This window comes from Pseudacidovorax intermedius (genome assembly GCF_003350475.1).
Classification (GTDB): Bacteria; Pseudomonadota; Gammaproteobacteria; order Burkholderiales; family Burkholderiaceae_C; genus Xenophilus; species Xenophilus intermedius.
Genome location: NZ_QQAV01000008.1, coordinates 186,608 through 212,090 on the forward strand (window position 1 = coordinate 186,608; position 25,483 = coordinate 212,090).

The 25,483-nt window shown below is 70.4% G+C and carries 18 protein-coding genes; 9 read left to right on the top strand and 9 right to left on the bottom strand.

What is annotated here, in order from left to right:
* Nucleotides 1-125 precede the first annotated feature (125 nt).
* The 5 genes from DFR41_RS19260 to DFR41_RS19280 all read left to right on the top strand — a co-directional run bounded on the left by DFR41_RS19260 (nt 126) and on the right by DFR41_RS19280 (nt 10,564).
* Entirely contained in the window at nt 126-1,754 is a 1,629-nt protein-coding gene (locus tag DFR41_RS19260) for an efflux RND transporter periplasmic adaptor subunit (RefSeq protein ID WP_114803932.1), read from the top strand.
* Nucleotides 1,751-4,921, top strand: a complete 3,171-nt coding sequence (locus tag DFR41_RS19265; RefSeq protein WP_114803933.1) for an efflux RND transporter permease subunit — start codon at nt 1,751-1,753, stop codon at nt 4,919-4,921. Before DFR41_RS19260 ends, DFR41_RS19265 begins: the two co-directional genes overlap by 4 nt.
* A complete protein-coding gene (locus tag DFR41_RS19270; RefSeq protein WP_114803934.1) occupies nt 4,918-8,202 on the top strand; it encodes an efflux RND transporter permease subunit in 3,285 nt (1,094 codons plus the stop codon). Before DFR41_RS19265 ends, DFR41_RS19270 begins: the two co-directional genes overlap by 4 nt.
* A complete protein-coding gene (locus DFR41_RS19275) occupies nt 8,202-9,686 on the top strand; it encodes an efflux transporter outer membrane subunit (protein ID WP_211322632.1) in 1,485 nt (494 codons plus the stop codon). The genes DFR41_RS19270 and DFR41_RS19275 overlap by 1 nt, the downstream gene beginning before the upstream one ends.
* A 179-nt stretch (nt 9,687-9,865) precedes the next feature.
* Nucleotides 9,866-10,564 (top strand): SGNH/GDSL hydrolase family protein, encoded by a 699-nt coding sequence (locus DFR41_RS19280; RefSeq protein WP_147284397.1) that lies wholly within the window; start codon nt 9,866-9,868, stop codon nt 10,562-10,564.
* Nucleotides 10,565-10,596: 32 nt separating this feature from the next.
* Here the strand turns inward: DFR41_RS19280 and DFR41_RS19285 are convergent, their stop codons facing one another.
* The 6 genes from DFR41_RS19285 to DFR41_RS19310 all read right to left on the bottom strand — a co-directional run bounded on the left by DFR41_RS19285 (nt 10,597) and on the right by DFR41_RS19310 (nt 18,193).
* Complete coding sequence (locus DFR41_RS19285) at nt 10,597-13,758, bottom strand: EAL domain-containing protein (protein WP_114803937.1); 3,162 nt, start codon at nt 13,756-13,758, stop codon at nt 10,597-10,599.
* A gap of 107 nt (nt 13,759-13,865) precedes the next feature.
* Complete coding sequence (locus DFR41_RS19290; protein ID WP_114803938.1) at nt 13,866-14,588, bottom strand: murein hydrolase activator EnvC family protein; 723 nt, start codon at nt 14,586-14,588, stop codon at nt 13,866-13,868.
* Between the two features lie 89 nt (nt 14,589-14,677).
* Entirely contained in the window at nt 14,678-16,426 is a 1,749-nt protein-coding gene (locus DFR41_RS19295; protein WP_114803939.1) for an ATP-binding cassette domain-containing protein, read from the bottom strand.
* A gap of 12 nt (nt 16,427-16,438) precedes the next feature.
* Nucleotides 16,439-16,918, bottom strand: coding sequence for a CreA family protein (locus DFR41_RS19300; RefSeq protein ID WP_425326712.1), 480 nt, complete (start codon nt 16,916-16,918; stop codon nt 16,439-16,441).
* Nucleotides 16,915-17,463 (bottom strand): NUDIX hydrolase, encoded by a 549-nt coding sequence (locus DFR41_RS19305; protein WP_114803940.1) that lies wholly within the window; start codon nt 17,461-17,463, stop codon nt 16,915-16,917. The genes DFR41_RS19300 and DFR41_RS19305 overlap by 4 nt, the downstream gene beginning before the upstream one ends.
* Nucleotides 17,464-17,488: 25 nt before the next feature.
* Complete coding sequence (locus tag DFR41_RS19310) at nt 17,489-18,193, bottom strand: fumarylacetoacetate hydrolase family protein (protein ID WP_114803941.1); 705 nt, start codon at nt 18,191-18,193, stop codon at nt 17,489-17,491.
* Between the two features lie 80 nt (nt 18,194-18,273).
* Here DFR41_RS19310 and maiA point away from each other — a divergent pair, with 80 nt between their 5' ends.
* Complete coding sequence (gene maiA / locus DFR41_RS19315) at nt 18,274-18,912, top strand: maleylacetoacetate isomerase (protein ID WP_114803997.1); 639 nt, start codon at nt 18,274-18,276, stop codon at nt 18,910-18,912.
* Nucleotides 18,913-18,940: 28 nt separating this feature from the next.
* Nucleotides 18,941-19,693: a peptidoglycan editing factor PgeF gene (gene pgeF, locus DFR41_RS19320; protein ID WP_114803942.1), complete on the top strand. Its 753-nt coding sequence runs from the start codon at nt 18,941-18,943 to the stop codon at nt 19,691-19,693.
* Here pgeF and DFR41_RS19325 read toward each other — a convergent pair.
* Nucleotides 19,622-19,918 carry a hypothetical protein gene (locus DFR41_RS19325; protein WP_114803943.1) on the bottom strand — a complete coding sequence of 99 codons (297 nt, stop codon included), beginning with the start codon at nt 19,916-19,918 and terminating at the stop codon, nt 19,622-19,624. The two genes, pgeF and DFR41_RS19325, sit on opposite strands and share 72 nt — an antisense overlap.
* 97 nt (nt 19,919-20,015) lie before the next feature.
* On the opposite strand from DFR41_RS19325, the gene phaC reads away from it, so the two are divergent.
* Both phaC and DFR41_RS19335 read left to right on the top strand, forming a co-directional pair.
* A complete protein-coding gene (gene phaC, locus DFR41_RS19330) occupies nt 20,016-21,749 on the top strand; it encodes a class I poly(R)-hydroxyalkanoic acid synthase (RefSeq protein WP_244917805.1) in 1,734 nt (577 codons plus the stop codon).
* A gap of 43 nt (nt 21,750-21,792) precedes the next feature.
* A complete protein-coding gene (locus DFR41_RS19335) occupies nt 21,793-22,971 on the top strand; it encodes an acetyl-CoA C-acetyltransferase (RefSeq protein WP_114803944.1) in 1,179 nt (392 codons plus the stop codon).
* Nucleotides 22,972-23,047: 76 nt separating this feature from the next.
* On the opposite strand, the gene DFR41_RS19340 is transcribed toward DFR41_RS19335, so the two are convergent.
* Nucleotides 23,048-24,847, bottom strand: coding sequence for a sensor domain-containing diguanylate cyclase (locus DFR41_RS19340; protein ID WP_114803945.1), 1,800 nt, complete (start codon nt 24,845-24,847; stop codon nt 23,048-23,050).
* On the bottom strand, nt 24,844-25,389 hold the full coding sequence (locus tag DFR41_RS19345) for a nucleoside 2-deoxyribosyltransferase (RefSeq protein WP_244917806.1): 546 nt from the start codon (nt 25,387-25,389) through the stop codon (nt 24,844-24,846). The genes DFR41_RS19340 and DFR41_RS19345 overlap by 4 nt, the downstream gene beginning before the upstream one ends.
* Between the last annotated feature and the right edge of the window lie 94 nt (nt 25,390-25,483).

The window sequence follows — 25,483 nt, forward strand, 5'->3', positions numbered from 1 at the left end:
TCGCCCGACGGGGCGGCGGCCGACAGGGGCGAGGCTTTACCGCCGCTTTACGGTCGCTCCCACATCGCAGCTACGATTTCCCGCTCTACTCGCGGCACGCCCAGCCGCACGCCTGCCACGCATCCATGGACCCTCGCCACACTCCCCCTTCCGAGACTTCGAACGCCGCAGAGCCGGTGGTGCCGCCCGCGCGGCCTCCGGGGCGGCGCAGCCGCTGGCTGGGGGGCGCGGCGGTGCTCGTGCTGGTGGCCGGCCTGGTGGGGCTCGGCTGGTACCTGGTGCACCGCCCGGCTGCCGAAGGCAGCGCCGCCTTCGGCGGGCCGCCGGGCCGCGGTGGACCCGGAGGCCCCGGAGGCCCGGGCGGTCCCGGTGGGCCTGGTGGGCCTGGTGGGGCGGCAGGTGCCTTCGGCAGCGTCACCGTCGGCCATGCCGTGGTGCGCAGCATGCAGTTGCCGATCACGCTTGACGCACTCGGCACGGTCACGCCCCTGGCGACCGTCACGCTCAAGCCGCAGGTCGGCGGCGTGCTGACCGAGGTGTTGTTCACCGAAGGCCAGATGGTGCGAAAGGGCCAATTGCTGGCCCGTATCGACCCGCGCCCCTACCAGCAGGCACTGGACCAGGCGCGTGGGACGCGTCTTCGCGATGAGGCCCAACTGGCTGCTGCCCGCGTCACGCTGGAGCGCTACCGCACGCTGCTCTCGCAGGACTCCATCGCCCGTCAGGACGTGGATACCCAGGCCGCGCTGGTGCGCCAGCTCGAAGGCACGGTGGTCAGCGACAAGGCCGCCGAGGCCAGTGCGCAGCTCAACCTCGACTTCACCCGCATCACCGCCCCGGTGACGGGCCGCATCGGCCTGCGTGCCGTGGACCCGGGCAACTACGTGGCGGCCAATGCGACCACCGGCGTCGCCGTCATCACGCAGATGAACCCGATCGACGTGCAGTTCTCGGTGCCGCAGGACCGCGTGCCCGACATCCAGGCGCAGCAGGCCACCGGGTCCAGGCTGCAGGCCACGGCGCTGGATCGCACCCGCAGCGACGTGCTCGATCAAGGCGTGTTCTCCACGCTCGACAACGTGGTCGACGTGGGCACCGGCACCGTCAAGGCCAAGGCCCGCTTCGACAACACGCAGGCCAAGCTCTTTCCCAGCCAGTTCGTGAACCTGCGGCTCACGCTGCGCACGGTTGACGCGCTGGTGGTGCCGGTGACCGCGGTGCGCACCGGGCCCACCGGCCCCTATGTCTATGTGATCCGCGACGACCGCACGGTGGAGGTGCGGCCCGTCAAGCGCGGCGAGTCCACGCCGGAGGTGATCGCCATCACCTCGGGCCTGCAAGCCGGCGATAAGGTGGTGACCGAAGGCGGCGACCGGCTCAACGACGGCTCACGCGTTCAACTGCAGGGTGAGCGCCCGGCCACCGGCCCACGCCAGGGCGGGCAACGCCGCCGCGGGGCCGAGGGTACGGGCGCGCCCGCCGCCGGTGCGTCGGCGCCGCAAGCAGGGGCCTCGGCGCCCGCTGCCGGCGCGCCTGCGTCCGCTGCCGCCTCGCCTGCGCCCGCACTGCCCACGCCCGAGCAGCGCCAGCGCATGCTCGACAGTGCCCGCGACAACCCCGAACGGCTGGCCCGCATCCAGGCGATGCTCGACGGCCTGGACAAGGGCGATCCCGAAGCCATCGAGCGCTGGCAGCGCCTGCAACAGCGTCGGCGCGAAGGCGGCGGTGGTGGCGGCAGCGGTGAAGGCCGATGAATCCCTCGCGTCCCTTCATCGAGCGGCCGGTCGCCACCGGGCTGCTGATGCTGGCCATCGTGCTGGCCGGCCTGGTGGGCCTGCGCTTCCTGCCGCTGGCGGCGCTGCCGCAGGTGGACTATCCGACCATCCAGGTGCAGACGCTCTACCCGGGCGCCAGCCCCGAGGTCATGAGCCGCACGGTCAGCGCGCCGCTGGAGCGCCAGTTCGGCCAGATGGCCGGCCTCAACCGCATGAGCTCGACCAGCGCGGCGGGCGTGTCCATCGTCACGCTGCAGTTCGACCTGGACCAGACGCTGGACGTCGCCGAGCAGCAGGTGCAGGCCGCCATCAACGCGGGCGGTTCCTTCCTGCCCACCGACCTTCCCGCGCCGCCGGTCTATGCCAAGGTCAACCCGGCCGACGCGCCCATCATGACGCTGGCGGTCACGGCCGACACCCTGCCGCTGACCGAGGTGCAGAACATCGTCAACACCCGGCTGGCGCAGAAGATCAGCCAGGTCAGCGGCGTGGGCCTGGTCACGCTGGCAGGCGGCCAGCGGCCGGCCGTGCGCATCCAGGCCAACACCCAGGCGCTGGCCTCGGCCGGCATCGGGCTGGACACGCTGCGCAACGCCATCGCCGCGGCCAATGCCAACGGCGCCAAGGGCAGCTTCGACGGGCCGCAGCGCGCCTACACCATCAACGCCAATGACGCGCTGCTCACCGCGGCCGACTACAAGAAGCTGATCGTCGCCTGGAAGAACAACGCGCCGGTGCGGCTGTCGGACGTGGCACGCGTGGTCGACGGCGCCGAGAACGCGCAGTTGGGCGCCTGGGCCGGCCTCAAGGACGACCAGCCCCAGGCCAACGGGGCCGGCGACGGCTCGCTGCGCCAGTCGATCATCGTCAACGTGCAGCGCCAGCCGGGCGCCAACGTGATCTCGACCGTGGATGCGATCCGCGCCCGCCTGCCCGAGCTGCAGGCGGCCATGCCGGCCAACGTGCGGGTGGAGGTGCTGTCGGACCGCACCTCCGGCATCCGCGCCTCGGTCGAGCATGTGCAGATGGAACTCGTGCTGGCCGTGGTGCTGGTGGTGCTGGTCATCTTCCTGTTCCTGCACAGCCTGCGCGCCACCATCATCGCCAGCATCGCGGTGCCCATCTCGCTCATCGGCACGGCCGGCGTGATGTACCTGCTGGGCTATTCGCTCAACAACCTGAGCCTGATGGCCATGACCATCGCCACTGGCTTCGTGGTGGACGATGCCATCGTGATGATCGAGAACATCGCCCGCAAGCTGGAGGAGGGCGAGCCGCCGTTCAAGGCCGCGCTCGACGGCGCCTCGCAGATCGGCTTCACCATCATCTCGCTCACGGTGTCGCTGATCGCGGTGCTGATCCCGCTGCTGTTCATGCAGGACGTCGTCGGCCGGCTGTTCCGCGAGTTCGCGGTCACGCTGGCCATCACCATCCTGATCTCGGCCGTGGTCTCCCTCACGCTGGTGCCGATGATGGCCGCCCGCTGGCTCGAACCCGAATCGAAGAGCGGCGGCCGGCTCGGGCGTACGGTGCAGCGCTTCTTCGACCGCGTGATCGCCCGCTACGACGTGGGCCTGGGCTGGGTGCTGCGCCACCAGGGCCTGACGCTGGTGGTGGCGGTGGCCACGCTGGCACTCACGGCGCTGCTGTACGTGGTCATCCCCAAGGGCCTGTTCCCCACGCAGGACACCGGCCAGCTCAAGGCCCGAATCGAGGCCTCGCAGGACGTGTCGTACGAGCGCATGGCCCAGTTGCAGGAGCGCGCGGCCGCCGTCGTGCTGGCCGATGCCGATGTGCAGAGCGTGAGCTCGGTGGTGGGCGTGGACGGCGCCAGCAACATGGCCCTGAACACCGGCAGCATGCTCATCAACCTGCGCCGCAGCCGCGACGCGCAGGACGTGGTGATGAACCGGCTGACGCAGGCGGTGCGGGCGCAGGTGGCGGGCGTCAAGCTCTACCTGCAACCCACGCAGGACCTGACCATCGATGCCGAATCCGGCCCCACCGAATTCCGTGTGGCGCTGGAGGGCTCGGACACGGCCACTGTCAACGACTGGGCGAAGAAGCTCGTGGCGCGCCTGGGCAACGAGCCGCTGGTGCGCAATGCCACCACCGACGCCGGCGCGCAGGGCCTGGCCGCCTATGTGGACGTCGACCGCAACACGGCCTCGCGCCTGTCGGTCACGGCCAGCTCGGTGGACGATGCGCTCTACAGCGCCTTCGGCCAGCGCATCGTCTCCACCATCTTCACCGAGACCAACCAGTACCGCGTGATCCTGGAGGCGCAGCGCGAGGGGCTCGATTCGCCCCAGGGCCTGGGCAGCCTGCAGCTGCGCACCGGCGGCGGTACGGCCACGCCGCTGTCGGCCTTCGCCACTGTGCGCGAGCAGCCCGCGCCGCTGCAGATCACGCGGGTGGCGCAGTACCCCGCGGCCACCGTCGGCTTCGACACCGCGCCGGGCGTGGCGCTGGGCAAGTCGGTGTCCGCCATCCGCGCGGCGGCGAAGGAGATCGGCGTGCCCGCCAGCATCAACCTGCGCTTCCTGGGCGCGGCCGGGGCCTACGAGAACTCGCTCACCAGCCAGCTGTGGCTGATCCTGGCGGCGGTGGTGTGCGTGTACATCGTGCTCGGCGTGCTGTACGAGAGCTATGTGCACCCGATGACCATCCTCTCGACGCTGCCCTCGGCGGGCGTGGGCGCGCTGCTGGCGCTGATGCTCACCGGCAACGACCTGGGCGTGATCGGCATCATCGGCATCATCCTGCTGATTGGCATCGTCAAGAAGAACGCGATCATGATGATCGACTTCGCCATCGACGCCGAACGCAACGAGGGCAAGCCGCCGGAAGAAGCCATCCGCCAGGCCGCGTTGCTGCGCTTCCGGCCCATCCTGATGACGACACTGGCGGCGCTGTTCGCGGCGGTGCCGCTGATGCTGGGCCTGGGTGAGGGCGCCGAGCTGCGCCGGCCGCTGGGCCTGTCGATCTTCGGCGGGCTGGTGCTGTCGCAGCTGCTCACGCTGTTCACCACGCCTGTGATCTACCTGGCCTTCGACCGGCTGGGCCGGCGCTTCTCGCGCAAGCGCGGTCCCGAGGATGACGACGACGGCGGTCCTGCGGTTCATGCGCCGGAGGCACGCGCGTGAACCTGTCGCGCCCCTTCGTGTTGCGGCCGGTGGCCACGGTGCTGCTGACACTCGGCATCGCGCTGGCGGGCATCCTGGCCTTCTTCAAGCTGCCGGTGTCGCCGCTTCCCAAGGTGGACTTCCCGGTCATCAGCGTCAGTGCCAGCATCGCCGGCGCCAGTCCCGACACCATGGCCAGCAGCGTGGCCACGCCGCTGGAGCGGCGGCTGGGCGTGATTCCCGGCGTGAATGAGCTGACCTCCACCAGCTCGGTGGGCTCCACGCGCATCACGCTGCAGTTCGACCTGGACCGCGACATCGATTCGGCCGCGCGCGAGGTGCAGGCCGCCATCAATGCGGCCCGCGTCGACCTGCCCGCCACGCTGCGCAGCAACCCGACCTACCGCAAGGCCAACCCGGCTGCGGCGCCGGTCATGATCATCGCGCTCACCTCCAAGACGCGAACGCCCGGGCAGATCTACGACACGGTCTCCAACATCGTGAGCCAGCGCCTCTCGCAGGTCGAGGGCGTGGGCGACGTGGAGATCGGCGGCGGCTCGCTGCCCGCCGTGCGGGTGGAGCTGGAGCCCTTCAGCCTCAACCGACTGGGCATCAGCACCGAGGACGTGCGTGCCGCCATCCAGGCCAACAACGCCAACCGTCCCAAGGGCGTGATCGAGAGCGAGGACCGGCGGCTGCAGATCTACACGCCATCCCCCGGCCTGCGCGCGGCCGACTACCGCGACCTGGTGATCGCCTGGCGCAACAACGCGGCGGTGCGCCTGAAGGACGTGGCCGAGGTGATCGACAGCGTGGAGAACACGCGCACGCTGGGCCTGTTCAACGGCCAACCAGCCATCGTGGTGCTGCTGCGGGCGCAGGCCGATGCCAACGTGATCGAGACGGTGGACGCGGTGCGCGCGCTCATCCCCTCGCTCAAGGCCCAGCTGCCGCAGGACATCGAGGTGCAGGTGGCCTCGGACCGCACCGCCTCCATCCGCGCGGCGCTGCACGAGGTCGAGTTCACGCTGATGATCTCGGTCGCGCTGGTGGTGCTGGTGGTGGGGCTCTTCCTGCGCCGGGCGCGGGCCACCATCATCCCGACCGTGGCCACGGTGGTGTCGCTGCTGGGCACCTTCGGCGTGATGTACCTGCTGGGCTTCTCGCTCAACAACCTGAGCCTGATGGCGCTCACGGTGGCCACCGGCTTCGTGGTGGACGACGCCATCGTGGTGCTGGAGAACACGCAGCGCCACATCGAGAACGGCATGGGCCGGCTGCAGGCGGCGCTGCAGGGCGCGCGCGAGGTGGGCTTCACCGTGCTGTCCATCAGCCTGTCACTGGTGGCGGTGTTCATCCCGCTGCTGTTCATGGGCGGGCAGGTGGGGCGGCTGTTCCACGAATTCGCCGTGACGCTGTCGGTGGCGGTGCTGATCTCGCTGGTGATCTCGCTCACCACCACGCCCATGATGTGCGCGGCCCTGCTGCGGGCCGAGAGCTGGTACCAGCGCCGCCCGCCCGGGCCGCTGGGCCGCCGCTGGGCCCCGGTCAGCGCCTGGCTGGGCCGCCAGGGCGACCGTCTGTGGGGCGGCATCCTTCGTGGCTATGCCCGCAGCCTGGACTGGGCGCTGGCCAGCAAGACCATCGTGGTGATCTCGCTGCTGGCGGTGATCGGCCTGAACGTCTACCTGTTCGTCCACGTGCCCAAGGGCTACTTCCCGCAGCAGGACAACGGGCAGATCAACGCCGGCCTGCGGGCCGACCAGAGCATCTCGTCCGTCGCGCTGTCGGCCAAGCTCAAGCAGGCGGTGGACATCATCAAGGCCGACCCGGCCGTGGACACGGTGGTGGGCTTCACCGGCGGCACGCGTGCAGGGGGCGGCTTCATGTTCGTCAACCTCAAGCCGCTGGCCGAGCGCGGCGTGAAGACCCAGGTGGTGATCGACCGGCTGCGGCCGCAGCTCAACCAGCTCACGGGCCTGCGGGTCTCCCTGGGGCCGGTGCAGGAGCTGCGCATGGGCGGACGCTCCAGCAATTCCACCTACCAGTACACCCTGCGCGCCGACAACATCACCGATCTGCGCGCCGCCTCGGCCAAGCTGGCGGCGCGCATGGCCGAGCTGCCGCAGCTGGCCGATGTGGACGGCGAGAGCTCCAACGACAACGGCGTCGAGACCTTTCTGTCGGTGGACCGCGACGCGGCCGCGCGGCTGGGTGTCAACACGACGGCCCTCAACAGTGCGCTCTACAACGCCTACGGTCAGCGCTCGGTGGCGACCATCTACAACGACCTCAACCAGTACTCGGTGATCATGGAATGGGCGCCGCGCTTCCAGACCTCGCCGCTGGCGCTGAAGGACCTGTACGTGCCTTCGACGCTCAGCAGCACGACCAACGCGGACGGCAGCACGGGCAGCACCTCGCTGCAGGCGAATACCGACACCAGCACCGGCACCTCGACCACCACCTCGGCCAACCCGGGGCAGCGCGGCGCCTCCACCGGCCAGGCGCTGGCCACCAGCACGACGACCCTGGTCCCGCTGTCGGCCTTCGCCACGCTAAAGGAAAGGGCGGTGCCCAGCTCCATCAGCCATGAAGACACCGAGCTGTCGAGCACCATCTCCTTCAACCTGCCCGAGGGCGTGACGCTGCAGGAGGCGCAGGCGGCCATCAAGCAGGCCGAGAACGACGTGGCCCTGCCCATCAACGTGCGTGGCAGCTTCGGCGGCACGGCGCGCGCGGCGCAGCAGAGCGGCAACCAGCAGGCGCTGCTGATCGTCGGGGCCATCGTGGTCATCTACATCGTGCTGGGCATCCTGTACGAGAGCCTGATCCATCCGGTGACGGTACTCACCACGCTGCCCTCGGCCGGCGTGGGTGCAGTGCTGGCGCTGCTGATGCTGCGCATGGACCTGTCGATCATGGCGCTCATCGGTCTCTTCCTGCTGATCGGCATCGTCAAGAAGAACGCCATCATGATCATCGACTTCGCGCTGGAGGCGCAGCGCCAGCGCGGTCTCACGGCCACCGAGGCAGTGCGCGAGGCCAGCCTGCTGCGGCTGCGGCCCATCCTCATGACCACCCTGGCCGCCATGCTGGGCGCGCTGCCGCTGGCCATCGGCTTCGGCGTGGGCTCGGAACTGCGCCAGCCGCTGGGCGTGACCATCATCGGCGGCCTCGTCGCCAGCCAGCTGCTCACGCTGCTCACCGTGCCCGTCATCTATGTGCTGATGGACCGCCTGCGTCCCGGCGGCGGCCGCGTGCCGCCCATCGGCATCCACGAACACGCTCCCACCCGATGATGACCCGCCTCGCTCCTTCCGCCTTCCTCGCGCGCCGGCAGCTGCTGCTGGCGGCGCCGGCAGCCGTCCTGCTGGCCGGCTGCGCCGTGGGGCCGCGCTATATGCAGCCGGCCGATGCCGCCCCCATGGCCTTCAAGGAGGCACCGGCCGTGGCCGGCTGGTTGCCCGCCACGCCGGGCGACACGCTGGACAAGGGGCCGTGGTGGAAGCGCTTCGACGATGCCCAGCTCGATACGCTGGCCGAGCGCGTGCAGGTGAACAACCAGAACATCGCCGTTGCCGTGGCCGCCTACAGCCAGGCCCAGGCGCTGGTGCGCGAGCAGCGCGCCTCGCTGCTGCCGTCGCTCACGGCCAGCGGCAGCGGCCGCCGCAGCGGGCCTGTCCGGAGCAACAGCGGCACGTCGCCGTCCAACAGCTTCTCGGCCGGGCTCACGGCGAGCTGGGACGCCGACCTCTGGGGCCGCCTGCGCCTGTCGGTGGAAAGCGCCAGTGCCAGCGCGCAGGCCAGCCAGGCCGACCTGGCGGCGGCCCGGCTGTCGGCCACGGGCGCGCTGGCCACCAACTACCTGCAGCTGCGCGCGACGGATGCCGAGATCGCGCTGCTGGATCGCACGCTCGAAGGCTACGAGCGCTCGCTGACCATCACGCGCAACCGCTACCAGGCGGGCATCGCGGCGCAGACCGACGTGCTGCAGGCTCAGACCCAACTGGTCAGCGCGCGTTCGGACCGTGCGGGCCTGGTGCGCGACCGGGCCGTGCTGGAGCATGCGATCGCCGTGCTGGTGGGCGTGGCGCCGGCCGACTTCCGCATCGCACCGCAGGCAGACTGGCTGCCGGTGGTGCCCGCGGTGCCGCTCAGCCTGCCGGCCGAACTGCTGCAGCGCCGGCCCGACATCGCGGCGGCCGAACGCGCGATGGCGCGGGCCAATGCGCAGATCGGCATCGCCCGCAGCGCCTACTTTCCCAGCCTCAATCTCACGGCCTCGGTCACCGGCAGCGCGAGCCGGGTGGGCGACCTGTTCAATGCCTCCAACCTGCTGTGGGCGCTGGGCCTCTCGGCCGCGCAGACGGTGTTCGATGGCGGCGCTATCGCGGCCCAGGTGGATGCGGCCGGCGCCACCTACCAGGGCGCGGTGGCCAGCTACCGGCAGACCGTACTGACTGCCTTCCAGGCGGTGGAGGACCAGTTGAGCAATGCCGCTGCGCAGGCCGAGCAGGCCGTGCTGCTGCGCCAGGCCTCGGAAGCCGCGGACCTGACGGAGCAGCAGATTCTCAACCGCTACCGCGCTGGCCAGGTGAACTACACCGACGTGGTGACGGCCCAGGCCTCGGCCCTGAGCGCGCGGCGCAGCCTGCTCAATGCCCAGCTGTCGCGGCAGGCCTCGGCGGTGGCGCTCATCCAGGCGCTCGGGGGCGGATGGGAGGCCGACTGGCTGCGCACGCCGGCAGCCGCCGCGTCCGACCTCCCCAGGTCGACGCGTTGAGCCCGGGCTGAGGCTCGCCATGAGCGGACGGTTGCGCGCTGCACCGCTGCGTGGCCTGGCTTCTCCCAGTTCACCTCAAGGTTGCTTTCCAGAATCGCCCTAACATTCCTGCCGCCCGGCATTTGACCGGGCCCGCCGCTGCAGCCCCGCCGCGGCGAGATTCTTCAGGGAGTAGGGCAATGAATGAAAGAACTGCCGGCGCGGTGGCGCGGGCGTTGCCGTGGCTGGTGCTGGCAGCCGCGCTCGCGGGCTGTGCACCCAGCCGCGTTGCGTGGCGCAACTTGTCGCCGCAGGACGAGGAGCAATGGAGCCGCCAGCAGAAGCTGCAGCAGCAGCCCGACTGCAGCGTCGCGCTGTGGGGCGATTCCATCCTGCATGGCGCCCACAACGGCGCCCATCGGCTGGCCGAGCCGCCGGCCGCCATCCTCAAGCGCCTGCGACCGCTCTATGGAGTGGAGGACAACTCGGTGCCCGGCGACAGCGCCTATGCGCGCCAGCCGCAGTTCGAACGGCTCACACTGCGGGCCCGCATCGTGGTGCTGCAGTACGGCATCAACGATGCCGGCCACCACTATCCCTACGAGCCCTCATTCCGGGCGATGGTGGCGCATGTGAAGGCCCAGGGGCGCACGCCGCTCATCACCGGGCTGTCGCGGGTGATCGGCGGAATGGCAGGCCGCGACGAGAACGACGCCATCGCCCGCCGCATCGCTGCCGAGACCGGGAGCGTGTTCGCCGACTGGGGCGCGGTGCACTTCGATCCGGCCGACATGGCCGACGGCGTGCACCCGGGGCCGCGCTATGCCGAGCGGCTGACGGCGCAACTGGCGAAGGCGATGGACCGCGTGGCGCCCGAGTGCGCCGCGCCCGGCGTCTGAGGAAGCCCTCGCGACCCAACCGCGCCAGGCGATCAGGCCGCTACGAGCTCCGCCGGCCGCTGGCTGCGCAGCCAGCGCTCCAGTTCGGCGGGCGGCATCGGCCGGCCGAAGTGGAAGCCCTGCAGTTCGTCGCAGCGCGCGGCATGCAGCATCTGCGCATGCTCGGGCCGCTCCACGCCTTCGGCCACCACCCGCAGGCCCAGCGTGTGGCCCAGGCCGATGATGGCCCGCGCGATGGCCAGCTGCGCCGGGTCCTCCAGCATCTGCTGGACGAAGGAGCGGTCGATCTTGAGCTTGTCGATGGGGAAGCGGTTGAGGTAGTTGAGGTTCGAGTAGCCCGTGCCGAAGTCGTCGATGGACAGCGTCAGCCCCAGGGCCTTGAGCGCGTGCAGCTGGGCCATGGTCTCCTCGGCCGTCTCCATCAGCGTGGACTCGGTCAGTTCCACCTCCAGGTGGGCCGGATTGACCTGGTGGCGAGCCAGTGCCGCGCGCAGCACTTCGGGCACGCCGCTGGTGCGCAGCTGCACGGCCGACATGTTGAGCGAGACGGTGAGCTCGCCCAGGCCGGAGCGTCGCCAGGCATCGTGCTGGGCGCAGGCCTGCTGGATCACCCAGTCGCCGAGCGCCACGATCTGTCCGCTTTCCTCCGCGATGGGAATGAACTCGGCCGGCGGAACGGCGCCCAGCTCGGGGCTGTGCCAGCGCAGCAGCGCCTCCACACCGATGGTGCGGCCCGAGCCTGCCTCGATGCGCGGTTGGTAGGCCAGCCACAGCTCGCCGCGCTCGATGGCGTGGCGCAGGCAGGACTCGACCTGCTGGCGCTGTTGCGCACGGGCGTTCATGGCCGGCGTGAAGAAGCGGGCGGTGTCGCGGCCGCTGGACTTGCTGTCGTACATCGCCATGTCGGCATGCCGCATCAGCGTGTCGATGTCGGCGCCGTCTTCCGGGTACATGGCCATGCCCACGCTGCACGAGACGTAAAGGCGCGAGCCGTGCACCTCGTGCGGCTCGCGCACGGCGGGCAGGATGCGCTGCTCTACCACCGCGGCCAGGTCGTCGCTGCCGCGCACACCGTCGAGGATGACCATGAACTCGTCGCCGCCCAGGCGGCTGACCGTGTCCACGGGCCGCACCGAGTCGGCAAAGCGCTGCGCCACCGAGCGCAACAGTGCATCGCCCACATGGTGGCCCAGCGAATCGTTGATGTTCTTGAAGCGGTCCAGGTCGATGAAGAGCACGCCCACGCCGCGGCCGGCGGACTGCGCCCGGTCGATGGCCTCGCGCAGCCGCTCGGCACACAGGGAGCGGTTGGGCAGGCCGGTGAGCACGTCGTGCAGCGCCAGGTAGCGGATGCGCTCCTCGCTGCGCTTGCGGTCGCTGATGTCGATGGAGGTGAAGATGTAGTGCGAGATGCGGTCCGGCCCGTCGCGCACCACGCTGGCCACGATCCAGGCCGGGTAGGCATGGCCGTCGCGGCGGCGCATCAGCACCTCGCCCTGCCAGGCGCCGCGCTTGTCCAGCGCCGGCCACAGCGTGCGCAGGTGGGCGCCGTCGTCGGCCAGCAGCAGGGCCGGGCTCTGGCCGACCAGGTCGGCCAGGTCGTGCCCGGTGCCGCGGCACAGCGCGTTGTTCACGGTGATGATGTCGTGCTCGGCATTGATGATCAGGATGCCTTCGGACGAGGCCTCGAACACCTTGGCCCACAGCTTGAGACGCTGCTCCATGTGCTTGAGCTGGTTGATCGGCGTGAAGGCGGTGAGCATCGCCTCCTGGCCCTGGTAGTGGATCAACCGGGCCGACAGCACCGCCCAGCCCGGGGCGCCGCCGCCCTGCCAGCGCACCTCGAATTCGTCGACGGCGCGGCGGTCGGCCAGCTGCTGGAAGAAGCGGGCGCGCACGCCCGGCTCCAGCCCCTGGGCCCACGGATCCTGCGAGCGGCCGCCCAGCCAGGCCTGCGCCGGCGCATTGGCGTTGAGCACCTCGTGGCCCGGGATGGCCGTGACCATCAGCGGGATCGGGATCGATTCGACCAGCTCGCGCTGGGCATCCGCCGCCCGCGCCGAGGCCGCCAGCTCCTGCTGGATGCGGCGCTCGCGGTCGAGCTGGGCCAGCATGTCGTTGAAGCCCACCACCAGGCGGCCGATCTCGTCGTTGCTGTGCCAGCTGGCGCGCAGCGTGTGGTCGCCGGTGCGGCGCACCGTGTCCACCACGTCCGACAGGCGGCGCAGCGGCTTGGAGATCTGCCGTGCCACATAGAACACTGCGCTCAGGATCAAGAGCAGCAGGAACAGCGCCGTGCCCAGGTGCAGCCACATGCGGGTGAAGAAGCCGTGTTCGCGCACGGCGAGCAGCGTACTCATCTCGCGGCTGGTGGCGCTCCAGGCCTCGTCCAGCCGGGCGAACAGCGCCTGCTGGGCGGGGTCGAAGGCGGCCAGCGGTGCGCTGTCCTGCTCCTGGGCCGCGCGGGCAGCGCGGCGGAAGTCCTCGATGGCGGACAGCAGCCGGCCGCGGGAAGCATCCAGCGCGCCGGCCAGCGGACCCCGCGCGGCGGCGAAGGCCTCGCCGTAGTCGCTGCGGATGGCGGCGGCCACGGTGTCGAGCCGGCCCTCCAGGATGAAGAAGCGCGTGTTCGATTCCGTCCGCTCCAGGGGCGTGCGGGTCTGGCGATGGGCGACGAGCTGGCTGCGCATGGCCGCGCCCAGCTCCATCAGCTCCGGAAAGCGCAGCAGCAGCAGCGACATGGTGTAGTAGCTGTCCAGGTCCGGATCGAGGATCAGGTTGGACTGGTTGCCCACGCGCGTGACCAGCGCCCGGCCGCTCTCCAGTGCCGCCCGGGCCGCGGCGTCGCGCTCGGGCTGCGGCGCCCGCCGCCAGGCCTGGGCGTCATGGCGGAAGTGGCGACTGGCCTCGGCGCTCTGCATGCCTTCGCCCCAGTGCCGCTCGACGCGCGCCAGCGTGGCGTCGTCCGCCGCCCGCGCGCCCTGCCAGCCGGCCAGCGCCATCAGGGTGGGCCGCACGCCGTCGATGTAGGCCGTGCCTGCGGCTTCCTTGCGGCCGAAATCGATGGCGATGAACTTCTCGTTGATCAGGATGCCGCTGATGAAGATCACCGCCGTGAGGTCCAGCAGATAGATCACCAGGAGCTTGCGGCCGACGCTGAGCCGTCCGAGGCGGCGCGAAAGAAAGTTCAACATGAGGGATGCTTTTGGACACAATTTCTTGCAAATTGCGTGCCGCGACCTTGCCCCATGCTGGTGCATCGCCGACGCCCGGTTGCATCACCGGGCACCCGAGGGACGTGTCAGCGCGACATGTACAGCTGCGGATCGACCGCCACACCCTGGCGTCGGATCTCGAAGTGCAGGCGGCTTTCTTCGCCCGCATCGCCGTCGTCGATCTCGGCGATCACCTCGCCCTGGCGGACCATCTGCTGCTCACGCACGCGGATGTTGCGCACATGGGCATAGGCGCTGATCACTTGGCCGCCGTGTTCCACGATCACCGTGCGGCCGTAGCCCGCCAGCTCGGTGCCCACGAACGCCACCTTGCCGTCGGCGGCCACGGCCACCGGATCGCCGGCATGGCCGGCGATGTCGACGCCCTTGTTCTGCTCGCCATCGAAGGCCTGGAGCACGGCGCCGGGTGCTGGCGCGGCGAAACGCGGCATCTCGCCGGGCGCGGCGCTCAGGGCGGCAGCGCCGGCCGCGGCCGGGGCGGCGCGGCGGGCGACCGAACGGCCTTTCTTGCCGGGGGCTGGACGGCCCCGCGCGCTCGTCCCGCGGGTGGCCTGCGCGGGTTTGGCCCGCCCGGCGCTGCGTGCCGGCGCGGCCTGTCTGGACTTGGAGGCGGCCGGCTTGGAAGCGGCGGGTTTCGCCGATTTGGCCGGCGTGTGGCTGGCCGGGGCGGCCATGGCGAGGCTGGCCGCGAGCATCAGGCTGCCGCCCAGCAGGGCGGCCCAGCCCGCCGATGGCGGGCGCGTTGGCCGCGGGCGGCGCCGCAGCAGCAGGGAAATGGGATTGAACATGGGGCGCTTGGAGCGATTGGCGGGCCGAGGGTTCAGCGCCGCAGGGTGCGGAGGTGTGCGCGAAGCATGCCGGAGGGGAGTTCAGGCGCTCAGGCGGAGGCGCCAGCGACCTGCGCCGCCAGCGCCGGGTGCCGCGCCAGCACGGCATCGCGCGGGCCTGCATCGGCCACACGCCCCGCCTCCATGAGAACGACCGTGTCGAAGCGGCCGAGCAGGGCCAGCCGGTGGATGGAGGCGACCACGCAGGCCTGGGGGAAGGCGGCCGAGAGCCGCTCGAGCACCTGGGCCTCGGTCGCGGCGTCGAGGGCGCTGGTCGGTTCGTCCAGCAACAGCAGCGAACTGCCGGCAGCGGCCAGGGCGCCGCGCGCCAGGGCCAGGCGCTGCCGCTGGCCTCCGGAAAGATTGAAGCCGCGCTCGGTGAGCGGACTGTCCAGGCCCTGCGGCAGGCGCGCCAGCACTTCGTCGAAGGCGCTGGCGGTGGCTGCCGCCTGCAGGTCGGCATCGGGCCGGTCTTCGCCAAAGTCCAGGTTCTCGCGCACGCTGGCCTCGAAGACCTCGGCCTCCTGCGGGATCAGGGTGGCCATCTGGCGCAGGCTGGCCCAATCGGCCGGGCGGCCGTCCAGCAGCAGCGATCCCGCCTGGGGCGCGTACAGCCCGGCCAGCACGCGCAGCAGCGTGCTCTTGCCGCCCCCGCTGGGGCCGACGAGCGCGACCCGGCTGCCGCGCCGCAACTGCAGGTCGATGCCCTGCAGGCCATGGCCGCGGCTGCCATCGGCATAGCGCCATTGCATCGCCTCCAGCGAAAGCGTCGCCCAGGCGGCTTGCCTGTCCACCGGCGGCACGGGTTGCGATGGATCGCCCGGCGCAGCCCAGATGGGGGCCGCACTGCCCCAGTCGGTGTGCATGCGCGCGAAGCTCTGGAAGTTGGCCGCCATGGAGCCCACGACGGACGCGGCCTGCTGCGCGTACTGGTAGATCATGAACACGGTGCCCAGCATCACCGGCTGGCCGGGGACGCGGTTCTGCCACACGTATTCCATGACCAGCGCCCAGGTCAGGCCCAGGCCCAGCAGGTCGACGGTGAACCACTTGCCTTCGTTCACGACCACGGCCCGCTTCAGCGGCGCCGACACCGCGCCCATGCGCCGCCCGAGCAGCCGGCGCGAGGCGGCCTGCAGCCGCAGCCCGATCACCGTGCCGGCATTGCCGATGAAATCGAACAGGGCGGCGGCATAGCGCCGGTCGGCGTCGTTCTCGGCGCGGGCGAGCTGCATCAGCGTGCGGTCGAAACGCACGATGACGACCGCGATGGCGACGAAGCCCACCAGCGCGATCAGCCCGCTGGCCGGCGCCAGCAGCGCCAGGGCCACCAGCGGGCCGATGAAGCTGAAGGCGTTCTGCACGTAGACGAACTGGTTCTGGGTGAAGTCCGACAGCGCGCGGCTGGCCTGGTGCACGCGGTGCTGCAGTTCGCCGGAATGGTGGCCGTCGCGCCACACCAGCGGCGCGGCGGCGATGCGGGCATAGAGCTGGTCGGCCACCCGCTCGCGCACGCGCAGGCCCACGTTGCGCTCCAGCACGCGGCCGGGGCCGTGCAGCATCCACGAGACGAGGTAGATGGCCAGCAGCAGCAGGATCCAGCGGCCCGAGCCGGCGATGTCGCCGCGCTGCAGCGTGTCGATGGCGCGACCGGCCAGCCAGGGCAGGGTCAGGCGGATGAGCTGCGAGGCCGAGATGAGCGTCGTCGCGCCCACCAGGTGCGTGCGCACGCCCGAGGCATGGCACCACAGCGCCTGGTAGAGCTCGCGGACCGCATGGGCGGGAGACGACGTCGCCATCGCCGCGCGGCCTTACTTGAGCGGGATGGGCGTGCCGCGGTCGACCGGCACGGCGGTGACCGCATTGGTGGGCGAGCCGTCGATCAGCTTGTCGGAATAGGTGAGGTAGACCAGCGTGTTGCGCTTGGCATCGACCATGCGCACCACGCGCAGCCGCTTGAACAGGATCGACTGCCGCTCGCTGTAGACCTCTTCCTGCTGCGGCAGGGGATTGGCGATGGCGATGGGCCCGACCTGGCGGCAGGCGATGGAGGCCTCGGCCTTGTCCTCGGCCAGGCCCACGGCGCCCGACAGGCCGCCGGTCTTCGCCCGCGAGACATAGCAGGTCACGCCCGTGACCTTCGGATCGTCATAGGCCTCCACCACCACCTTGTGGTCGGGGCCGATGAGCTTGAAGGCGGTGCTGACCTCGCCGACCTTGCTGTTCTGGGCCTGGGCCACGCCGGCGGCGGCAGCCAGCAGCAGCGGCAGGAGCAGCGGTGCGCGCATCATTGGATGTCCAGCGTGTGGAACTGGAAGCGGCCGGCGCGCCGGTCCTCGAAGAAGCAGCGCAGCGCCTCGCGCACGGTGCGGAAGGCGATCTCGTCCCAGGGGATCTCGTCTTCCTCGAACAGCCTGGCTTCGATGGTCTCGTGGCCAGGGTCGAAGCGATCACTCTGCAGCTCGGCCAGGTAGAACAGGTGGACCTGGCCGACGCGCATCACGTTCATGAGGGCGAAGAGCTCGCCCATCCTGAACTGGGCCCCGGCCTCCTCGACCGTCTCGCGCGCGGCGCCGTCGGCGGTGGTCTCGCCCAGCTCCATGAAGCCGGCCGGCAGTGTCCACTTGCCCCAGCGCGGCTCGATGTTGCGCTTGCACAGCAGTACGCGCGTGCCCAGCACCGGCACCGTGCCCACCACGTTCAGCGGGTTCTCGTAGTGGATAGTGCCGCAGGCCGGACAGACGGCGCGCTCGCGCGTGTCGCCGTCGTCGGGCACGCGGTAGACCACCGCGGTGCCGCAGGCCTTGCAGTGCTTGATGCGGGGTCGCTCGAACATGGGGCGCCGGCTCCTCGGTGGCCGATCAGGCGATGCGGACCGACAGGCGCGGCAGGCCGGCCACCTCGCCCTCCAGCAGGTCGCCCTTCACGACCGCGGCCACGCCCTCGGGCGTGCCGGTATAGATCAGGTCGCCGGGCTGCAGCTCCCAGGCGGCCGACAGGTGCTCGATGGTCTCGGCGATGTTCCAGATCAGCTGGCTCACGTTGCTGCGCTGGCGGTCGGTGCCGTTGACCTGCAGCGAGATCGCGGCCTTCTCGATGTCGCCGGCCTCGGCCTTGGGCACGATCGGGCCGATGGGCGCGCTCTGCTCGAAGCTCTTGCCGATGTCCCAGGGGCGGCCCTGCTTCTTCATGTCGTTCTGCAGGTCGCGGCGGGTCATGTCCAGGCCCACGGCGTAGCCGAAGATGTGCTTGTGGGCGTCGGCGGCGGCGATGTTCTTGCCGCCGGTGCCGATGGCCACCACCAGCTCGATCTCGTGGTGCAGGTTCTTGGTCAGCGTGGGGTAAGCCGCGGTGCCGGTGGTGCCGGCATCGACCACCACGGCCGCATCGGCCGGCTTCATGAAGAAGAAGGGCGGCTCGCGGCCGGTGAAGCCCATCTCCTTGGCGTGCTCCTCGTAGTTGCGACCGACGCAGTAGATGCGATGGATCGGGAAGCGCGCGGCGCCGCCCGCCACGGGAACCGACACCACCGGTGCCGGCGCAAAGACGAAATCCTGGGAAGCCATGGAGACTGCTCTTGGGAGGGTTGGAGGAAGGGAAGGGCGAGTGTGCCAGAGGCGGCGCCGTCGTATGCTCGGCGACCATGATCAAGCTGCACAACTACTTTCGCTCCTCGGCCTCCTTCCGCGTGCGCATCGCCCTGCAGCTCAAGGGCCTGGCCTACGACTACGTGCCGGTGCACATCGCCCGCGGCGACCACAAGACCGCGCCGTATTCGCAACTGTCGGCCGACCAGCTGGTGCCGCTGCTGGAGACGGACGACGGCCAGCGCTTTTCGCAGTCCATGGCGATCATCGAGTACCTGGACGAGCTGCATCCCGAGCCGGCCCTGCTGCCGCGCGACGCGGCCGCCCGCGCCCACGTGCGCGCGCTGGCGCAGTCCATCGCCTGCGAGATCCATCCGCTGAACAACCTGCGCGTGCTCAAGTACCTGGTGCGCGAGCTCAAGCTGAGCGAAGAGGCCAAGAACGACTGGTACCGCCACTGGGTGCGCGACGGGCTGTTGGCTTTCGAACGCCAGCTGGCCGCCTCACCCGAGGGCCGCTTCTGCTGGGGCGACACGCCCACGCTGGCCGACTGCTGCCTGGTGCCGCAGATCTTCAACGCCCGCCGGTTCGACAGCGACCTGTCGGGCCTGCCGCGCACCATGGCCGCGTACGACGCCTGCATGGAACTGCCGGCCTTCCAGGCGGCGCAGCCTTCGCAATGTCCCGACGCGGAATGAGCCTCGGATCGATGGCCGGAGCGCGGGCATGCAAATGATCTGCCCCGACTGGCCGGCGCCGCCTGGCGTGCATGCCCTGTGCACCACGCGCGACGGCGGCGTCTCCGGCAGCGCGCAGGGTGGCGGCTGGGCGGGCCTGAACCTGGGCACGCATGTGGGTGACGACCCGGCGGCCGTGGCCGAGAACCGCGCCCGGCTGGCCGAGGCCGCTGGTGTGCGTCCCGTCTACCTGCAGCAGGTGCATGGCACGGCCTGCGCGCCGCTCGACGCACGCAGCCCGGATGGCCTCGAGGCAGACGCCTGCACGACCGCCAAGCCCGGCATCGCCTGCACGATCATGGTGGCCGACTGCCTGCCTGTGTTGTTGTGCGACGCGATGGGCCGGCGGGTGGCCGCCGCCCATTGCGGCTGGCGCGGCCTGGCGGCGGGCGTGCTCGACAGCGCCTGCGCCGCCTTCGAGCCCGGCAGCGAATTGATGGCCTGGCTCGGGCCCTGCATCGGCCCGACGGCCTTCGAGGTGGGGCCCGAGGTGCGCGCCGCCTTCCTGGCGCGTGACGAAGGCGCGCAGGCCTGCTTCGTGCCGGGCGTCGCCGAGGGCAAATGGCTGGCCGACCTGCCGGCCTTGGCGCGACGCCGCCTGGCCGCGCTGGGCGTGCAAAGCGTGCACGGCAACGACGGCAGCGCCGCCTGGTGCACCGTCGGCAATCCCTCAGTCTTCTTTTCGTACCGGCGCGACGGGCGCGTCAGCGGGCGCTTCGCGGCGCTGGTCTGGCGGGACTGAGGCGGAAGGTTCCGTCGGCGTCTCCTGCGCCGCCTCCCGCGCACGCCGGGCCCGGCGCCTCGCCGGCGTGGCCAGGATGTAGGCAACGATGCCCATGGGCAGCAGCCCGTACAGCACGAAGGTGACGATGGCGCCGAGCAGGCTACCGTTGGTGTTCGTGGCCTCGGCCACGGCCATCATCACGGCCACGTAGAGCCAGGCGATCACGACGAGATGGAGGAACACGGGGCGGCTTTAGAGGTAGGCTTTCCGGGGGAAGAAGGGTCTCGAAAATGCAGGATACTCCGCCGGACCATCCGTCAGGTGAGGCACCGGAGACTCCATGAACCAGCAAGACGCGAAGGCCCAGATGAACGCCATGTTCGGGCCGTTTCAGCAGGCATTGACCGATGGTTGGGGCAAGGCGATGAGCGCCTTCGGCCAGCTCGGCAACGGCGGCAGCTTCGGCGGCGCAGCGCAGCCCGAGTTGCCGCGTTTCTCCTTCGATCCGGGGCGCCTGCAGGCCATCCAGCAGCAGTATGTGGAAGAGGCCGGCGCCCTGTGGCGCCAGGGCCTCTCGGTGCCGCCGCCGGGCGACAAGCGCTTCGCGGGCGAAGGCTGGGCGGCCAACCCCATGGCCGCCTTCTCGGCCGCGGCCTATCTGCTCAATGCCCGCACGCTGCTGGCCATGACCGAGGCGGTCGAGGCCGACGCCAAGACCCAGGCCCGGCTGCGCTTCGCGGTCGAGCAGTGGATGGCCGCTTCGGCGCCCAGCAACTTCCTGGCCTTCAATGCCGAGGCGCAGCAGAAGGCCCTCAAGACGCAGGGCGAGAGCATCGCCCGCGGCATGCAGAACCTGATGCACGACATGCGCCAGGGCCATGTCAGCATGACGGACGAGAGCGCGTTCGAGGTCGGCCGCAACGTGGCCACCACCGAAGGTGCCGTCGTGTTCGAGAATGAACTGTTCCAGCTCATCGAATACAAGCCGCTGGGCGACAAGGTGCACGAACGCCCGCTGCTGCTGGTGCCGCCCTGCATCAACAAGTTCTACATCCTCGACCTGCAGCCCGACAACTCCCTGGTGCGCCATGCCGTCGAGCAGGGCCACCGCACCTTCGTCGTCAGCTGGCGCAATCCCGACGAGTCGCTGGCCCACACCACCTGGGACGACTACATCGAGAAAGGCGCCATCACCGCAATCCGCGCGGTGCAGGCCATCAGCGGCCAGGACAAGCGCGGCGGCAAGATCAACGTGCTGGGCTTCTGCGTGGGCGGCACCATCCTGGGCACGGCGCTGGCCGTGCTCGCGGCGCGCGGCCAGAAGCCGGCGGCCTCGGTCACCTTCCTGACCACGCTGCTGCGCTTCGAGGACACCGGCATCCTCGACGTCTTCATCGACGAGGCTTTCGTGCGCTTCCGCGAGATGCAGATGGGCCAGGGTGGCCTGATGCCCGGCGCCGACCTGGCGGCCACCTTCAGCTTCCTGCGGCCCAACGACCTGGTCTGGAACTACGTGGTGGGCAACTACCTCAAGGGCGAGTCGCCGCCGCCCTTCGACCTGCTGTACTGGAACAGCGACGCCACCAACCTGCCCGGGCCGATGTACGCCTGGTACCTGCGCAACACCTACCTCGAAGACAAGCTGGCCGACAAGGACGCGGTCACGGTCTGCGGCGAGAAGGTGGACCTGGGCCGCATCGACATCCCGGCCTACATCTACGGCTCGCGCGAGGACCACATCGTGCCCATCGGCGGCGCTTACGCCACCACGCAGCTGCTGTCGGGGCCGATGCGCTTCGTGATGGGCGCCTCGGGCCACATCGCCGGCGTGATCAACCCGCCTGCCAAGAAGAAGCGCAGCCACTGGTTGCGCGAGGACGACAGCTTTCCGACCACGCATGCCCAATGGCTGGAGGGCGCCACCGAGCACCCGGGCAGTTGGTGGACCGACTGGGACGCTTGGCTCAAGCGCCATGCCGGCAAGCAGATCGCCGCGCCCAAGGCCTATGGCAACGGCACCGCCTACAAGGCCATCGAGCCCGCGCCAGGCCGCTACGTCAAGGCCAAGGCCTGATCCTCCCACCCATCCCATTCGATTTCACTGAAGAGAGAGCACCATGGAAGACATCGTCATCGTCTCGGCCACCCGCACCGCCATCGGCAAGTTCGGCGGTTCGCTGGCCGGCATCCCGGCCACCGAGCTGGGCGCCATCGTCATCAAGGAAGCCCTGGCCCGTGCCAAGGTCGAGGCCGGCCAGGTGGGCGAGGCGATCATGGGCCAGGTGCTGGCCGCGGGTGCCGGCCAGAACCCGGCCCGCCAGGCCTGGCTCAAGAGCGGCGGCGTCAAGGAGACGCCGGCCCTGACCATCAATGCCGTCTGCGGCTCGGGCCTGAAGGCCGTGATGCTGGCCGCCCAGGCCATCAACGCCGGCGACAGCGAGATCGTGGTGGCCGGCGGCCAGGAAAGCATGAGCATGGCGCCGCACGTGCTGCCCAATTCGCGCAACGGTCAGCGCATGGGTGACTGGAAACTGGTCGACACCATGATCACCGACGGCCTGTGGGACGTGTACAACCAGTACCACATGGGCATCACGGCCGAGAACGTGGCCAAGCAGTACGACATCAGCCGCGCTGCCCAGGACGAGCTGGCGCTGGCCAGCCAGCAGAAGGCGGCGGCCGCTCAGGACGCCGGCAAGTTCAAGGACGAAATCACGGCCGTGAACATCCCCCAGAAGAAGGGCGACCCGATCGTCTTCAATGCCGACGAATTCATCAACCGCAAGACCAATGCCGAAGGCCTGGCCGGCCTGCGTCCCGCCTTCGACAAGGCTGGCGGCGTGACGGCAGGCAATGCCTCCGGCCTGAACGACGGCGCCGCCGCCGTTGTGGTGATGAGCGCGAAGAAGGCGGCCGCTCTGGGCCTCAAGCCCCTGGGCCGCATCGCCAGCTTCGCCACCACCGGTCTGGATCCGGCCATCATGGGCATGGGCCCGGTGTCGGCCTCGAAGAAGGCGCTGGAGCGCGCCGGCTGGAAGACCGCCGACCTGGACCTGCTGGAGATCAATGAAGCCTTCGCCGCCCAGGCCTGCGCCGTGCACAAGGAAATGGGCTGGGACATGAGCAAGGTCAACGTCAACGGCGGCGCCATCGCGCTGGGCCACCCGATCGGCGCCTCCGGCTGCCGCATCCTGGTCACACTGCTGCATGAAATGGCCCGCCGGGATGCCAAGAAGGGCATCGCCTCGCTGTGCATCGGCGGCGGCATGGGCGTGGCGCTGACCATCGAGCGCTGATCCCTGCTGTTGCGGTCGGCCCTGCGGCCGGCTGTGTCGCGATCCACCAGGCCCGGCATGTCCGGGCCTGTTGCTTTCAGGGGGTGGCCATGTCGCCCGCGAAGCTGAATCCGGGCGCGTGCGACTGCTGCTTGCTGTGGTACATCGCCCGGTCGGCGGCGCGCAGCAGCGCGTCGAGGCTGTCGCCTTCCTGCGGACGGCATGCGATGCCGATGCTCATGCCGACGCGCAGGCCCTGGCCTTCCCAGTCGACCGGCAGTGCGGCTTGGGCGAGCAGGCGTTGCGCCAGGGCGGCCAGCGCCTCGCGGTGGGGGTCGCCCGCCACGAGCAAGGCGAATTCATCGCCACCGAGGCGCGCCACCAGGTCCGAATCGCGCACCGACTCGCGCAGGCGCCCCGCCAGCGCCGCAAGCACGGCGTCGCCGGCTGCATGGCCGTGGCGGTCGTTCACGGCCTTGAAGCCATCCAGGTCCAGCAGCAGCACGGCGAAGGGGCGGCCCTCGCGCAGCCATCGGTCGGCCTGAACTTCCAGGCCGGCGCGGCTGGCCACGCCGGTGAGCGAGTCGGTGCGCAGGGCGTCGACCAGTTCAAGGTTGTGGACCGCCAGCGCCTGCTCGGAGCGCAGCACCAGCCGCAGGCGCGACGCGGTCGCCACGGCGAACACGACCAGTTCAAGCACCAGTGCCCCCTGGGTCAGGTTCATCTGACCGGGCCGCCAGCTCAGCCAGCCCCAGCTGGCGAAGACGATGGCGCCCACGGCGAGCAGGAGCAGTGCAACGCCCACGCAGTACAGCACCGCCGGCCAGTAGCGCCGCCGACCTGCCACGATGGCGCCAGCCAGCAGCACGGCGGAGGCCAGGACGACCGACGCCTGCACCAGGTTGAAGGTCAGCAGCGGATGCGGCCCGAAGAGACCGTAGATGGCTGCCACGCCCAGCGCGGCCAGCAGGCCAACCACCAGCCGGTCGAGCCAGGGCGCGAACTGCCGCAGGTTGAGCAGTCGACGCCCGAACTGCAGCTTGCAGATCGCCCACAGCGCGGGCATGAGCGTGTACGAGACGCCCGCGGCCCACGGCCAGTTGGCGAAGGGATAGCGCAGAACATGTCCGTTGAAGCCCGCGATGGCCCCCAGCGCGCACAGGCAGGAGAGCAGGTAATACACGTAGATCGCCTCGCCGAAGACCAGCAGCAGCACCAGGCCGTACACCAGCAGGCCGATCAGGATGCCGTAGCTGATGCCGTCGAACATGCGCTTGTCCTGGGTGGATTCCAGGTAGTCGGCGGTGCGCCAGACGCGCATGTCGTAGACGCGGGAGAAGGTGGACTCCGCGCGCACGTAGACCGTGTAGGGCTGCGCGTCGGGCAGGTGGAAGCGCCAGGCCATCTGCTCGGACGAGGCCGGGCGCGTGCGCCACGGATGGCGCATGCCCGTTACCACGGGCTCGGCCAGCGCATGGCCGTCGGGCGCGAAGGGGCCGTAGAAGCGCATTTCGTGCGTGGACACCGAGGGCACCAGCAGCAGCCATTCCTGCGGCGCGTCGGCCGGGTCCGCCAGACGCAGCTGGAACTTGAACCACAGCACCCGGTCGGCCTCGCGTCCCAGCAGCGGATCGTCAGGCAGGGCGAAGCGCGACTGCCATTCGGGTTGGCGCACGTCGTCGAGCGTGAGGCGGCGGCTGGTGTCGTCCAGCACCTGCAGGTGCCAGGCCAGCGGCAGGCCTCCAGCCTGGCGGCTGATGGCGACGGGCGCCTGCCGCTCGGACGGCGAGGGGGCGATGGCCTGCGCCACGGCCAAGGCCGTCAGCCCCAGCCAGAGCAGCGCGCCGAGGCACAGCCTGCGCCAGTGGCGTGCACCTGCCGCAGCGTTGGGCCTCATGGGGCGCCGGCCCCCAGCAGACGGGCGAGCAGCCGGATCGCGCTGGCGGCGTCCTCGGCCAATGGCGTGGAGCCCGTGAGCATCAGGTTCAGCCGCTGTCCACGGCCTTCGACCTCGGTGCCGTCCGCCTGATCGCGCAGCACGCCGTTGGCATCGGTGTGGCAGGGCCGTGCGGCCCGGACCCGGTCCGCATAGCTGCCGACCGGCACCCCGTAGGCCACCACCGGCTTGCCCAGCGCGATGGCGAAGCCGACCTCGAAGACCGTGCCCGAATCGGGCTCCAGCCCACGGAAGCACTGCAGGTTGGCGATCACGCCGCCGCAACCGCGGATCAGGTCGACGTTGCCCTGGTAGATGCGGCGGGCCTCCTCGTCGTCGCCCACGGCACCGGCCAGGTCGAGCTCGGCATCGGAAGGCGCCACGCCTTCCAGGCCGCAGGCACTGCACAGCCGCTTGAGTTCGCGGAACACGGCCGGATGGTCGGGCCGGAATATGTCCGGGCCCGCCAGGTAGACGCGCGGGCGCAGGGGGTCTGCATTCATCGCGCGCATTTTCGCGGCCAGACCCGTGTTTGGTGATGACGAAGACCATAAGCCGTGCTGATGGCTGCCGCCGCAGACGCGATGGCCGCGGCGC